Source organism: Leptolyngbya sp. 7M (assembly GCF_018128485.1).
This window is the reverse complement of the sequence record NZ_CP070897.1, coordinates 4,227,039-4,240,088: the sequence shown is the minus strand read 5'-3', so window position 1 is coordinate 4,240,088 and position 13,050 is coordinate 4,227,039. Positions and strand designations below refer to the sequence as shown.

Here is a 13,050-nt window from a genome sequence, read left to right as displayed (position 1 = left end):
TGCTGGAAAAATTGATGTGCTGCTTGGTGATTCGAGCTTAGGTAGTGCACCCGGAGCCGATCGCTTTGTCTTGGGAGATGAGAACAAAGCCTACTACGCTAGTCAAAGCGTACTCGATTTTGCAATTATTTCAGACTTTCAAACTTCTCAAGATAAAATTCGCTTGCAGCGGATACAGATCAATATGATTCAGCAATTCGCCGGTGCAGTAGCGGTACTGCATCTGATCCATCTGACCGCCACATTTCGAGATTTGATCGCCCAGGCCCAAACGGTTGAGAACCTTGACCCCATTAGACCAGAGAGAGATACCTGCCCCCGCCGGACGCAATTCCCCGACCCGATCATAAATCTCGACTTGATACCCGGCCTGAGCCAGTGCAATGCCTGCGGTCAAACCGCCAATGCCCGAACCAATGATGACAACCTTCAAGTTGTGCATACTGTTTTCCTCATGCGTCTTGGTGCTGAATCGATTGGGTGCTGAATCGCTTGTTGCGGGGCAGGTATGACTGGTTGTGAACTGGTTGTGAAATTGTGCTGTTCTTTAAACTTTACTCATTCTCAAGCTCGATCAATCCTCAGACCTGACAAAGCCTCGGATGTTTGAGTCAATTCGACCTGGTTAGCTGGTTAGCCTAGAGTGAGAGCCTCTTGGCCACTGCTTGCCTATTCGATAAAGCATGGATAAGTACAAGCATTTAGCCCGTCGCCAGCGAGCCGCTAGTACTGCACGAGCTGAAAATTTGGTTGATTTAGTTGGCTACTCAAGCTCTATAAGTATACCAAACTCTTTGTATACAGCATACAGAGGCTGATCGGGCTGTTTTGTAGTTTGCTATACAGTAGAGCTGGCTTCTGCCAGGGCGCAGCGTGGCAGATTCCCATGACGAAGCCTTGGCGCTGGCAATCCGCGAGACCGGTTAGAGCAATCTCTGGAGCTATTTCTGATGCGGTTGAACAAACCACAGACGCAGGATTTTTGCCTTAAGGTTGAAAGCGTTCAGCTAGCTAGATCCCTCCTCATCGGGCACATACTCCAGACAGTCTCCTGGCTGCACGCCATACACCTTGCAGATTACTTCCAGAACAGGAGCAGAGGGGTAGACGGTGGGATCTCTATAAATTCTGTAAGCCGTGCTCTGTGGGAACCCAGTTCGCTTCCAAAACTTGTAGTTGGTGTTGTCTCCCTTAGACGCTGCTACAGCTTTAATAGTGTTGCGAATGGGCATTCCCGGACCAGTTGGACATAGCAACAACTCGTAGCCTACTCCTGGATCGAGCTTCGGCCAATCTTACTGTTAGATGACACTTCCTACTAACAGTACTGCCATTAAATGGTAGTATAGGGTTTGTAGATTGTTTTGGTCATGAGGTTATGGACGCCATTCATCAGGTGATTCGCTCGAACTATGCGCTGCTGTCCGACGCCATTCAAGCTGAGCTAATCTTCTTGTCAACCCTGTCCGAACTGACCGAAGATGCGACTTTCCGCGAATCACTGGCCGAAGTAATCTACAGTCTTGGTGAACTGTTGGACACGATTGATTTGCAGCGGCGCTATTTGAGGTCGCGTTAGAGTGGGTAGGAGTCAGAAGTCAGAAACTCCTTCAACCAATCGGCTTGGAGGTCATAGCAAAATTCATTTTTCGGCCAACGCCTGAAGAATTGCGGCAATTTCGCTCCAGTAGATCCGCTTGAACGGCTCATTTTCGCCCAGATTGTACTGCTCGACCAAGCCCCGACTGCGCACTGAGATAGCGTCTCTTTCTTTAATCACCACCGCAGCATCTTCTGGCACCACCCGACTAAGCGTCAGTTCAATATCGGTCGGATCATCGAGGATCAAGATATCGCTGCGGTCGTAGAACAGCCCTTCCTGCTCAAATACCGATTCGCGGTACTCGGCAATTAGCAAGTCGAGTTTGGGGTTGCGCAGCAGGCTCTGAACTTTGGTGTTGTAGGAACCAGACAGATTTTTTTCGGAGCGATTGATAAAAACCGCATCGCGACAGATGGCTCCGATTATCCAATTGGGGTGTTGCAGCAAAATCTGATCGATTAGCTCTTGTAGTTCGTCTACGGGCAAATAGTTGAACGTGATGATGGGAATACGGGCATCGTCTCCGGTCTCAAAAAAGGTATGCAGGATCGGCAGCGTCACATCGACGCAGTGACCAATAGCCGGCTTGAGGTGCATATACACTCCCGGAGCCGCGTTAATTTCCACGATCCCAAACTGGCCCTCGCGCCATGAGCGACTGATATCTGGCGTCAGCACATCGATTCCCAAACAAACGAGCTGAAAATGCTGGGCAATATCCTGCGCCAACACAATATTGTCAGGATGGATCAAGGGCGTGGCATCAATGCCCATGCCGCCAGAGGAAAGGTTGGCCACTTTGCCACATGGGACTGGGCACCCAAGTTGTAGATCTCGGTTGGCTGCACTTCTTCTAGAATTCGCCGCAGGGTGGTTCCATCCGTTAAATCACCATAGTGTAAGAATAGACGAGCCTGTTCTTCATGCGGATCTTCATAGATATGGTCGATCCGATCCGTATTGAAGGTTGAAGTTCGGCGGATAATGCCATGCACTTCGTAGCCCTTTTCCAGCAGCAGTTCGCTCAGGTAGGAACCGTCTTGACCGGTAATCCCGGTAATTAGTGCGCGTTTCGATGATGTCATGCTTGTATATTCCGTAAATCACATGAGTGAAAAAACCTTACCTAGATTTAAAGAGCAGATCATATGGGAATAGGACTACCTTTATCATCTAGGTATATCTCTGCATGGACTGAATTAGCAGAACTTTACTTTGTAGAGTTCCCTAAAATTCAAGCCGCACAACTCCCGAATCACGGATCGGGTATTGGGTAATATTACTGAAACAATCATCTAAAGACCGTAAACATTACGCTCTTTCATCATATTTTGACGTTACCGCTTTCAATCCGTCAGCAGTATAACCAAGAAATGACCTACACCTCTATTTCATACAGGGCTTGCCTGGTTAACGTGCTCTGATTTGAAGTTTTGTACAACCCTGAGACCAAACCCAATTGACTGGGCACTCTACAACGGTTCTTAAAACGTAATTGCAGCCAGGAAGCGAATCTTGCGGTTTAATCATTCCGGGACCGTAAGTATTCCTTGATGCTGCATCAAGGAGTCTCTGAAGATGGTCGAATTTCCAACTAGCACAACTCTGATTCTCACAGGCCCCGACTCTACGGCCCATTATGGCCTTCTGGGTGGTCTATTGGGCAACCCAGGAACCCGCTTACCCCAACCCAATCAATCCCATGCGTTGGAGAAATCGCCTTTTGCTGAGCTGCCTTCTCCACTCAACCGCTCAAGCAAATCACTCCACCTCGACGCCGCTGACATTTCGGATGTTGCCCAACCTCATGCTCGTAAGCCAGTTGGTCAAAGGTCCAATCCACTTTCTGCGGATTCTTTCAGTCCAGACCGTGATCCATTGCTTCCATCCGAGGAAACAGACGCGGCTAAACCGAGAAGACGCAATAGTGCTGCTTCAGGCAAAGATGCTGAGAAGGATCCATTAACTGGTGTGAAGCAGGGCAATGCCTTAGTTGCAGTAGATGGTCAGAAGACTGGCCCCTTGGGTCCTGCTACTCGTCAAAGAGCCGTAGGCTTGCCCTATCCAGGTCGAGTGCTGAAGTATGTGCCCGGTGCACCCCTCAAGTTCGATACAGCCGCTAAACAATGGCAAGAACGGATGCAAGAGCGGGGCTGGTCGATTCAGGTTGATGGCTTCTACGGGCCGCAGAGCGACAAAATTTGCCGCCAGTTTCAGCGCGAAAAGGGATTGCAGGTCGATGGCATGGTCGGCCCTGCGACTTGGGCTGCTGCCTTCCGGGCCGATAATGTCACGACTCCGAATCCCGGTGGCTCCTCGGAACTAGGTCGGATCAATCAAAAGGGACTGGAACTAGTGAAGAAATTTGAAGGATTAGTGCTGAAAGCCTATCGCGATCCGGTTGGGATTTGGACGATTGGCTATGGGCATACGGGGCCAGAGGTGGGGCCAGGAGATGTGATCACCAAGGCCGAGGCGGAAGCATTGCTGAAAAAAGACCTGATGCGGTTTGAAAAAGCCGTGCGCAATCTGGTCAAGGTACCGCTCAACTCAAATCAATTTTCGGCGCTGGTGTCCTTCACCTTTAATGTAGGATCCGGTGCATTCGCCCAATCCACCATGCTTTCGCTGCTGAACCAGAGAGACTATCAAGGCGCGGCCAATCAGTTTTCTCGCTGGGTTTACGGCGGTGGGCAGGTTCTGCCAGGGTTGGTTCGCCGCCGCAACGAGGAACGAGCGCTCTTTCTCACCCGCGTTTAAGCCCATGCAGTTGGGAAGGGAATCGCCTACCATCTAAAGGTGGAGGTGAGAAGAGAATGCAATTTATTGATCAGGCTGAAATTGAAGTGCAGGCAGGCAAAGGCGGCGATGGCCTAGTGGCGTTTCGCCGGGAGAAATATGTGCCGGCGGGCGGTCCAGCAGGCGGTAATGGGGGCCACGGCGGCTCCGTAGTGCTGGTTGCGGTTGAGCATCTGCAAACCCTGCTGGACTTCAGATACGCCCACTGCTTCAAAGCCGAGGACGGTAAACGCGGCGGCCCCAAATCATACTCACTAGGCGCGTCGCACAGCGACTTAAACCAATACTGCGAAACAGCGGCAGCAAATAGTGACGCTCTAATCGCCAAGCCGGAATTTTGTGCGCAATGCGCATCTCAGGATTGTGCCAAATCTCCCAGTCTGACTGCTGAATGTAGGACAATGCCTCGATATCTTCACTGCAATCATTACCGTCAGATCGCTTGAAGTGCAAACGGTTCAATAGGGTTTGCTCTGGTACATGAGCCAGCCAAGCTTGTTTGCGCACCACTAACCCAGCCGAAGGGGGCAGTAGCTTTTTCTCAGGCTCATAGCGATGGGGTTGGGAACCTCGCTCTACGATCGCCATAAAGGGGGCAATGCGCTGAAAATGAGCCGGTGGTTCCACTTCAAACTCGCCAGTAATCCGGCTGCCGTAGGCACCAACTCGAGGATGCTGCTGGGCAAACTGATAGGCCGCCAACACCCAGCCTGGATCGGGCAAATTGTCGTCGTCGAGAAATCCGATTAACTCACTGTAGGACTCTCGGACCGCTCGTTGGCGAGCATAGCTCGCGCCTTGCTGGCGTTCTACGCAATAGCGGAGTGGACAAGGGAACGTGGTCTGAAACGCTTCAACAATTGCGGCAGTCTGATCCTGGCTGTTGTTGTCTACAACCAAAACCTCCCAATCGACTGCCTCAAGCCCAGTTTGGGTTTGTAATCGCCTCAAAACATCGGGCAAGCGTTGTTCGCCGTTATAGGTTGGAATTGCGACGGTGAAGTCCATCATGTCCTGTTACTGGCTGCTTTTGGATAGTTCGGCTGTATGGTTCCGCAAGTCGATTCAATCAAGTTCGACAAGTCTTCTAGTTGGTTCAACTAATTGGTTCAACTGCGCTGAGTTCAACAAGGAATGGCTTGATGTTTAGACATCGAGCAGATTGATTCAGTTCTAGGGTTGATATCTAGTGTTCCCGCAGTTCTCGCTATTGCCGCAGCCGATTCAGAGTATGAGCCGTAAGCTGCCAGATTTAGGCCGGGTTTGATGCCAGGTTTAGCTCTGGGTTAACAAAAGTGGATCAAGTTGACTGCCGAAGCAGGTGCAGCAGTCTGAGAGATCCCAGAACAATCTTGATGAGTATTTGTAACTATTTGAAAACTTAGCTAACGCCTTTGCCGCGTTAACTGAGGAATATTGTTACAAAATATTGCGAACCGCCTAAGAATGTGAACTGAATGCCGGAAAATGTTTCCGGAAGATGGCTGTGTTCAGACCATATTCCGCGGATGAAGGGTCGAGGCAGGTTGCAAATTCCTATCACATTTGGCAGAAATGTCAAGCTGTAAAGTCAAGTTGGCAAGGACGTCAGATTTGAGCGGAGCTAGCAGCCAAACGAATTCACCTGGGTTGTGGTGTAGCTCTAACTGCCTTAGATTCCGTCATTCTCAATGGTGAACGCAAGTTTAATCATCTCTGGTTACATTTTGCTTTTCGGAGGAATCCATCGATGAGTATTGTCACGAAGTCAATCGTGAACGCTGATGCCGAGGCCCGTTACCTAAGCCCCGGTGAATTGGATCGGATCAAGGGCTTCGTCACCTCTGGTGAGCGTCGTCTTCGGATTGCGCAAGTTCTGACTGATTCCCGCGAGCGGATTGTCAAGCAAGCTGGCGATCAGTTGTTCCAAAAGCGCCCTGATGTGGTCTCCCCTGGTGGTAACGCATACGGCGAAGAAATGACTGCTACCTGCCTGCGTGACCTCGACTACTATCTCCGCCTGATCACCTATGGAGTGGTTTCTGGCGACGTAACTCCCATCGAAGAAATCGGTATCGTTGGCGTGCGCGAAATGTACAAGTCCCTCGGTACTCCCATCGATGCAGTGGCTGAAGGCGTTCGTGCCATGAAGAGCGTTGCAACCTCCTTGTTGTCTGGCGATGATGCTGCTGAAGCAGGCACCTACTTTGACTACGTCATCGGTGCAATGCAGTAAAAGACTGAGTGATGAGTGTTGGGTTTTGAGTGTTGAGTTAACTCAATTCAAAACTTAAAACTTAGAACTTAAAACTTTTTTAACTGTGGACAACGACTTGATCTAAGGAATCAAAATCATGCAAGACGCAATTACCTCTGTTATCAACTCTGCTGACGTTCAGGGCAAGTACCTGGACAGCACCGCTATGGACAAGCTCAAGAGCTACTTCTCCAGCGGTGAGCTACGTGTTCGGGCTGCAACGGCGATTAGCGCTAATGCGGCTGCCATTGTTTGTGAACCTATCCCTTCAGCGCTCGCTGGAAATTTTGCCGATAGGAACGGTTCACCATCAAAACCGGCCACAGCAAGGCTAAGTAGGGACGACCATTAGAAAAATTGGTGCGGTGAAAGCCAGTCCAGAACTTCCATACGCCGCCGAGGTAAACAATGACTACCACCAAAAGAAGCAAGTTGCCCATGAAGGTTTATCTCCTAAATCGTTATCCTGGGGATATTGAATCAGCTTGATGCTTGAGTCCATTTTCTAGTTAAGTAACCAGACATAAACTTTTGCAAACTCTGGCTGACTCAGAAGTTAAAGCTTTTCTTCAAGTGTAGAGTAGCCCACCGAAGTCCTGCTACAAGTCAAAGTATGGTCGGTATAGGTAGCTTCATGAGCTGGATGGTCAAACCGAGTCGTAGATGCCATAGATTTCACCTCATTTTTTAGCCGCTGAACGTTTCGAGAGTGCAATCAACCTGTGCAATCAACCGTTTACAAACCGCTTCGTAATAATTATTCATTATTTTCCAAGCTGAATACTTCCTTGGGGAAGCACGGCAAAATTGGCTTCCGTAGGAGACTGAAGCTGGAGCTAGAGCGATAAAAACGCGATTGGTAGATTAGAGAAGGGTCAATCAGAAGGAGGAATTATGAGAGCAGTGCTGATGGCGGGTGGATCAGGGACACGTCTACGGCCCCTAACCTGTGACTTACCTAAACCGATGGTGCCCATCTTGAATCGCCCCATCGCTCAGCACATCGTGAATTTGCTCAAGCGGCATCGCATCACCGAAATTATTGCCACGCTGCACTATTTGCCCGACATCATGCGGGACTACTTCCAGGACGGCAGCGATTTTGGCGTGCAGATGACCTATGCCGTAGAAGAAGATCAGCCATTGGGCACCGCAGGCTGTGTTAAAAACGTAGCCGAATTGTTAGACGATACCTTTTTAGTAATCAGCGGCGATTGCATTACTGACTTTGACCTGAGTGCAGCAATTCGATTTCACAAAGAACGTCAGGCTAAGGCCACGATCATTTTGGCCAGTGTCCCCAACCCGATTGAGTTTGGCGTGGTGATTACTGACGAGCAACAGCGAATCAAGCGATTTTTAGAAAAGCCCTCTAGTAGCGAGATCTTTTCCGATACGGTCAATACCGGTACTTACATCCTGGAACCCGATGTGCTGGACTATCTGCCCGCCGATCAGGAGGCTGATTTTCCCAAAGACCTGTTTCCGCTACTGTTGGAAAAAGGCGACCCGATCTATGGCTATGTGGCGCAGGGCTATTGGTGCGATGTTGGTCATCTAGACGCCTACCGAGAAGCGCAGTACGCAGCTCTGTATCAACGAGTCAAGCTAGAGTTTGACTATATCGAACGGTCACCAGGGTTATGGGTGGGGCAGAATACCTACATTGACTCTTCGGCCCGCATCGAAACACCAGCTCTGATTGGCAACAACTGCCGGATTGGTGCGAGGGCACAGATTGCCTCTGGTACGGTAATCGGCGATAACGTTCAAATTGGTGCTGACGCGGACCTGAAGCGTCCGATTATCTGGAATGGGGTATTGGTCGGGGAGGAAGCCCATCTGCGGGCCTGTGTAGCGGCGCGGGGAACTCGCGTCGATCGGCGCGCGCATGTGTTGGAAGGCGCGATTGTTGGCTCACTGACCACGGTGGGTGAAGAAGCACAAATTAGCCCAAATGTGCGGGTTTGGCCCAGTAAAAAGATCGAGCCGGGGGCCATTCTGAATATGAACCTGATCTGGGGACAGGCGGCCCACCGGAATCTGTTTGGTCTGCGCGGCGTTTCTGGGTTAGCGAATGTAGATATTACGCCGGAGTTTGCGGTCCGGTTAGGCTCGGCCTTTGGGTCCACGCTGAAGCCGGGTTCCTATGTAGCGGTTTCGCGGGACCAGCGCCCGATTTCGCGCATGGTGTCCCGTTCGCTGATTGCGGGCTTAATGTCGGTGGGAATTAATGTCAAAAATTTGGAGGCAACTGCGATTCCAGTGGCTCGCTCGGCGGCTCCTACCCTAGCTGTGGCCAGCGGCATCCATGTACGGGTTCACCCCGAACGACCGGATCATATCTTGATTGAATTTTTTGACCACAAGGGCATCAACCTCAGCAAAGGGCGGGAAAAGAAAATCGAAGGCGCTTACTTCAAAGAAGACTTCCGTCGTGCCCAAATCCAAGAAATCGGCAATGTCTCTACGGTTTCTCAAGCCACCGAAATCTGAACGCACCGCCCACGGAGACTTAGTGGTTATGTCTCTGACGGGAGGCGAAACAGGCGAGCGTAATGCCGAATTGAATGGACAACTTTGGTTGTGGAATCGTCAAGCCCGTTTGGGGCATTTATATGACTCCTCGACTGGTTTTCGACTACCCAATGGAGCCATTCGATCGCCTGATGCCGCCTGGATTTGCCAATCTCGCTGGGAAAGGCTGACGCCAGCACAACGGCAACGATGGGTGCCTCTCTGCCCGGATTTTGTGGTGGAGTTGAAATCCACCTCAGATGAAATCGAAGATCTGCGGTTAAAGATGCAGGAATACTTGGAAAACGGATTGCAATGGGGCTGGCTGATTGATCCCGAAACGCAAACGGTTGAGGTGTATCGGGCAAACCATCCCGTAGAAGTGTTGCTCCAACCGACGGAACTGGTGGCTCCAGAAGTGCTACCTGGATTTGTGCTAAATCTAGCTGGAATTTTGTTTGATTGACAAGGGAAATGGCGAGTCAGGCAACCCAGTTCAAACTGGTACTGCTTGAGAATACGCCCATCTGCATTTATGCGTCTAATCCGGCTCATCCAACGATAACCTCTTGAACCACCGATCCAGGCAATAATTCTACGGGTGCAGGGTCAAGGTAAAGCACGATTGCCTCTGAATGTTCCTGAGCGCTTCTTCCTCGGTTTCTCCGGCTGAAGAGCAACCTGGTAGCTCTGGACACCACACTGCCCAATCTCCGGTCTCCGGCTCTGGCTCAAGCACAACTCGCCACTTCTATCGGGCATTGTTCCTTTGATAGGCGTTACAACGGCTGCACTGCCTTTTATTTAGCGTAACAAAAGAGAGCGCCAACTCTCAAGCTTAGTCGGCCTCGGCATGGCAGCACTGCGGAAGCGGAAACAGAATCAGGGACAAGAAGCAGCGGAAACGGCGCAAAGTTAGCAGTAGCAAGTTCGTTTGTTGAAATTTAGTTTACCTACCAAAGGGTGCTCTACCTATTCGATTGAAATTGAGGTGGCTTTGCTGCTCTTCCAAAACGAGTTGAACCAACTTTATACGGAGCCTCACCCGATGGGGCGTGAAATCAACACGGTATTGTTCACTCTGCTCCATGAGCAGGTAGCAGCAACAATTGATCTTGAATAAACCAAGTCACTGAACTATGAAACTATTTACAATTGGCGACAGCGTTGCTCAAGGCTTTATGTCTGCGGCAGCAGCTCGCACAGATCTCTGTTTTTCGACTTTACTGGCTCAAGCCCTAGGACTACATCCAGATTGCAGGATGACCGATGTTGCCAACTATTTCTATCCAGAGTGGAAAGCAAACGGGGCGAAAACCAACATCGAGGCAATTTTACGGCGGTTGGAACGTCGTTATGGTTCAGATATTCGAGACATTGAATGGGCAACGGCACTGTTCACACTCGACAGCGTTCTGGACGAATCAGAGCAATATTACGAACGCGGAGAGGGAAAGGAAGATCAATCTTATCACCATCGAGGAGTCGATCATTTCCACAACGTAGCAATTCAGGGCTTTAGTGCCGCAGATGCTTGGCTTGTGACTCCAGAGCTGTGTCGGCAAGAGATTGCTAAACAAAAGCAAGATCGCGGCAATAACTTCATGCAGGGAGCAAATGCTGCATTTCATCGGATTGCTCTCAGAGTTCTCAAACCCAACGTAAATCAAACCGAGGAGTACAGCCAGCTTGATTGGTTGGGGCATCATGCCCAAACGGAAGGCGTCGAAAATTTAATTTTGTGGTTGGGAAACAACAACGCATTGGGTACAGTGCTAGGGCTAGATATCAAACTGACACCCAATCATCCCGATATCCCGGTTCATAAGTTATCACAGCCAGAACGCTGGCAAAAGGGATGGAATCTGTGGCATCCTAATGATTTTGCGGCAGAATACGCAGAGTTATTAGAGCGAGTTGATTATCGGATGCAGCAAAACCAGTATCAGGAATGGCAGGTGTTTGTTGCTAATATTCCAATGGTAACAGTGATTCCGTTTGCCAAGGGAGTCGGTGAAACAACCATTGTAACTCGTGAAGTAGAGCATTGTGTGAACGGAAAATCTGAGGCTAGAAAAGTCGATTGGCTCTACTACAAATACTACACCTACTTTCCCTTTGAAGAAGAGTTTGCAATTGAAACAGGTAAGCATCTGACAATGCAGGATGCTATCTTTATCGATGATTGCATTCTGGAATATAACAAAACAATTCAGCAGTTGAATGAAGTACTCATTTGAAATTGTAGGCGTATCCCCAGTTTTATCGTTTTTCAGCCATCAGCAGGAAATTCAAGCCCATCCCCATCCTGGTGCTGAATACTTAGGCACCTACCAATGTACACTGGATGCCTTCATTGAATCGGTTGAATCGCTACCCATGCGGCGCGGTTGGCATCTAGACCAAGTCGTTGATACCGTGATTAACTTCTGGCTCAACAACGCTGAACAAATCGGTCACTGGAAACAGCGCCTCAGGGATGCTGGCACCCAAAATCTACTGGTGGCTAGGGTAGCAGACCTAGATGCCCTCCGGGCAGAGTTTGAGTTGCTTTTGAAAAATAACTTTTAAGAAGTTAGGAGCCAGAAGCTAGAAGCAGGAGCTTGATGGGTATAGGTTACTGGTCTAGCCTGTTTCGTCCTATCCCAATTTGGAAGCAGACTTTAGGGAAGCACCAGGAGTTTTCTCACTTCATGTCCTGGTTGCTATCTTCTTCTGATTCCTATTCCCCCTCATCCAGGCACAACATTAATTTGCCCCCGACAGGTGATGCCCGTAGTCTCGATTTGGAGCTGTTGTAGGTTTACCTCTGGGCCAAGGTCGATTGCCAGGGATGGTTCTTGGATTCTGGTGGGGGCTGGCTGAATGCTGGTGGCTAAATCGACCGCAGCATACTGAAGTTCTAACTCTGTTAACTGAAGGCAGGAAGGCTGAATTAGTTGGAGAGAGGTGCTGAGGCTAATTTGCCATCGCTGGTCAGAGGTTGTACTGACTTCGGCAATCAAGCAGAAGCGATTGGATTGGAGCCAAAGCTGGGGCTGCTGTAATTGGATTGGAGCCGCTTGCAGGAGAGCCAAGTCAGGAAGCTCGGTGCTGTGGGCTTGCTGCAAAATCCGTTGCAGAATTTCGGCCAACGCTTGCTTTAGAAGGGGAGCAGCCAGGGATGCCTCCAGATCTGCTTGGGTTAGGTTGACTTCTCCCTGTACTGGAACGACCTGAAGCAACCGCAATGGCTTTCCCTGCAAGACTTGGCCCAGGTTGATCCGAATTTGGGCGGCACTTAGATTAAGTCGATTCAGGTGTAGTCCTTGATAAATGACCTGCTCAGCTCGGACGACCACATGTGGGATGATGCCTTGCAGAATCTGCCGATCGCGCCCTTCGATCTGAAAGTCCAGAACGGCAACTGCCTCAACCTGCGAGCGTAGCCAAAGTCGAATCGCGGGCGATAGAACTTTCCCAATCATCTGACTGCCGCTAGCCAGGTGTAGGTGGGTATCCGATTCGCTTTTTAACAATTGATTTTTCCCAGTCATCAAGCAGCTATTCAACCCTCAAACTACTGGGTAATCTTACTCAGCTTCCGTCTAAATGTCTATCTGACTATGACCGACTCAGCTGATGTCATGATTTCCTGACATCAGCTGTGATCCCCGATTCAGCTAATGTCATGATTTCCTGACATTACGATCCCCATTTTGCCGATAATTGCGTAACTTCAGGCAGAATAGGCAGAGTAGCCCCTTGATTCCCAAGCTGATTTTCTGCACTATGGGGTCACAACCGATCCCCACGATCCCTAATCGTTCTCACACGCTCAATGCAAACGCTCAATGCAATTAGTCTGGTTCGTGATCCTGAGTAATCCTTTGGCAGGTGCAGAAGGGTTGCTGGA

13 protein-coding genes and 3 pseudogenes are annotated in these 13,050 nt (G+C 49.8%); 10 read left to right on the top strand and 6 right to left on the bottom strand.

Annotated features, from left to right (window positions below; translation table 11 throughout):
* Window positions 1-130: 130 nt before the first annotated feature.
* Window positions 131-442, bottom strand: a complete 312-nt coding sequence (locus tag JVX88_RS21710) for an FAD-dependent oxidoreductase (protein WP_211620180.1) — start codon at window positions 440-442, stop codon at window positions 131-133.
* Window positions 443-1,007: 565 nt separating this feature from the next.
* Window positions 1,008-1,232 carry a helix-turn-helix domain-containing protein gene (locus tag JVX88_RS44285; protein ID WP_211620179.1) on the bottom strand — a complete coding sequence of 75 codons (225 nt, stop codon included), beginning with the start codon at window positions 1,230-1,232 and terminating at the stop codon, window positions 1,008-1,010.
* 146 nt (window positions 1,233-1,378) lie between these two features.
* Here JVX88_RS44285 and JVX88_RS21700 point away from each other — a divergent pair, with 146 nt between their 5' ends.
* The gene (locus tag JVX88_RS21700; protein WP_211620178.1) at window positions 1,379-1,579 is read left to right on the top strand and encodes a hypothetical protein; all 201 of its coding nucleotides are present in this window, start codon (window positions 1,379-1,381) and stop codon (window positions 1,577-1,579) included.
* Between the two features lie 63 nt (window positions 1,580-1,642).
* On the opposite strand, the gene JVX88_RS21695 is transcribed toward JVX88_RS21700, so the two are convergent.
* Both JVX88_RS21695 and JVX88_RS21690 read right to left on the bottom strand, forming a co-directional pair.
* Window positions 1,643-2,401, bottom strand: coding sequence for a hypothetical protein (locus tag JVX88_RS21695; protein ID WP_211620177.1), 759 nt, complete (start codon window positions 2,399-2,401; stop codon window positions 1,643-1,645).
* The gene (locus JVX88_RS21690; protein WP_410503722.1) at window positions 2,353-2,688 is read right to left on the bottom strand and encodes a GDP-mannose 4,6-dehydratase; all 336 of its coding nucleotides are present in this window, start codon (window positions 2,686-2,688) and stop codon (window positions 2,353-2,355) included. Before JVX88_RS21690 ends, JVX88_RS21695 begins: the two co-directional genes overlap by 49 nt.
* Before the next feature lie 493 nt (window positions 2,689-3,181).
* Here JVX88_RS21690 and JVX88_RS21685 point away from each other — a divergent pair, with 493 nt between their 5' ends.
* Window positions 3,182-4,363 carry a glycoside hydrolase family protein gene (locus JVX88_RS21685; protein ID WP_211620176.1) on the top strand — a complete coding sequence of 394 codons (1,182 nt, stop codon included), beginning with the start codon at window positions 3,182-3,184 and terminating at the stop codon, window positions 4,361-4,363.
* Window positions 4,364-4,419: 56 nt separating this feature from the next.
* Window positions 4,420-4,593: pseudogene (locus tag JVX88_RS21680) on the top strand (GTPase ObgE); the annotation flags it as partial.
* Window positions 4,594-4,612: 19 nt separating this feature from the next.
* Here JVX88_RS21680 and hpsE read toward each other — a convergent pair.
* Window positions 4,613-5,413, bottom strand: coding sequence for a hormogonium polysaccharide biosynthesis glycosyltransferase HpsE (gene hpsE, locus JVX88_RS21675; RefSeq protein WP_211620175.1), 801 nt, complete (start codon window positions 5,411-5,413; stop codon window positions 4,613-4,615).
* 718 nt (window positions 5,414-6,131) lie between these two features.
* Here hpsE and apcA point away from each other — a divergent pair.
* The 7 genes and pseudogenes from apcA (at window position 6,132) to JVX88_RS21635 (ending at window position 11,726) form a co-directional block, all read left to right on the top strand.
* Window positions 6,132-6,617 carry an allophycocyanin subunit alpha gene (apcA, locus tag JVX88_RS21670; RefSeq protein ID WP_036003991.1) on the top strand — a complete coding sequence of 162 codons (486 nt, stop codon included), beginning with the start codon at window positions 6,132-6,134 and terminating at the stop codon, window positions 6,615-6,617.
* Between the two features lie 118 nt (window positions 6,618-6,735).
* A pseudogene (locus JVX88_RS21665) lies at window positions 6,736-6,942 on the top strand (allophycocyanin subunit beta); the annotation flags it as partial.
* A 590-nt stretch (window positions 6,943-7,532) separates the two neighbouring features.
* Entirely contained in the window at window positions 7,533-9,134 is a 1,602-nt protein-coding gene (locus JVX88_RS21660; protein WP_263975201.1) for a sugar phosphate nucleotidyltransferase, read from the top strand.
* 28 nt (window positions 9,135-9,162) lie between these two features.
* Entirely contained in the window at window positions 9,163-9,621 is a 459-nt protein-coding gene (locus tag JVX88_RS21655) for a Uma2 family endonuclease (RefSeq protein WP_263975200.1), read from the top strand.
* 372 nt (window positions 9,622-9,993) lie between these two features.
* Window positions 9,994-10,074 (top strand): annotated as a pseudogene (locus JVX88_RS44280) (PTPA-CTERM sorting domain-containing protein); the annotation flags it as partial.
* Window positions 10,075-10,294: 220 nt separating this feature from the next.
* Window positions 10,295-11,395, top strand: a complete 1,101-nt coding sequence (locus JVX88_RS21640; protein WP_211620173.1) for a hypothetical protein — start codon at window positions 10,295-10,297, stop codon at window positions 11,393-11,395.
* Window positions 11,379-11,726, top strand: coding sequence for a hypothetical protein (locus tag JVX88_RS21635; RefSeq protein ID WP_211620172.1), 348 nt, complete (start codon window positions 11,379-11,381; stop codon window positions 11,724-11,726). Before JVX88_RS21640 ends, JVX88_RS21635 begins: the two co-directional genes overlap by 17 nt.
* Before the next feature lie 161 nt (window positions 11,727-11,887).
* Here the strand turns inward: JVX88_RS21635 and JVX88_RS21630 are convergent, their stop codons facing one another.
* Window positions 11,888-12,622, bottom strand: a complete 735-nt coding sequence (locus tag JVX88_RS21630; RefSeq protein ID WP_211620171.1) for a DUF2993 domain-containing protein — start codon at window positions 12,620-12,622, stop codon at window positions 11,888-11,890.
* Window positions 12,623-13,050 lie beyond the last annotated feature (428 nt).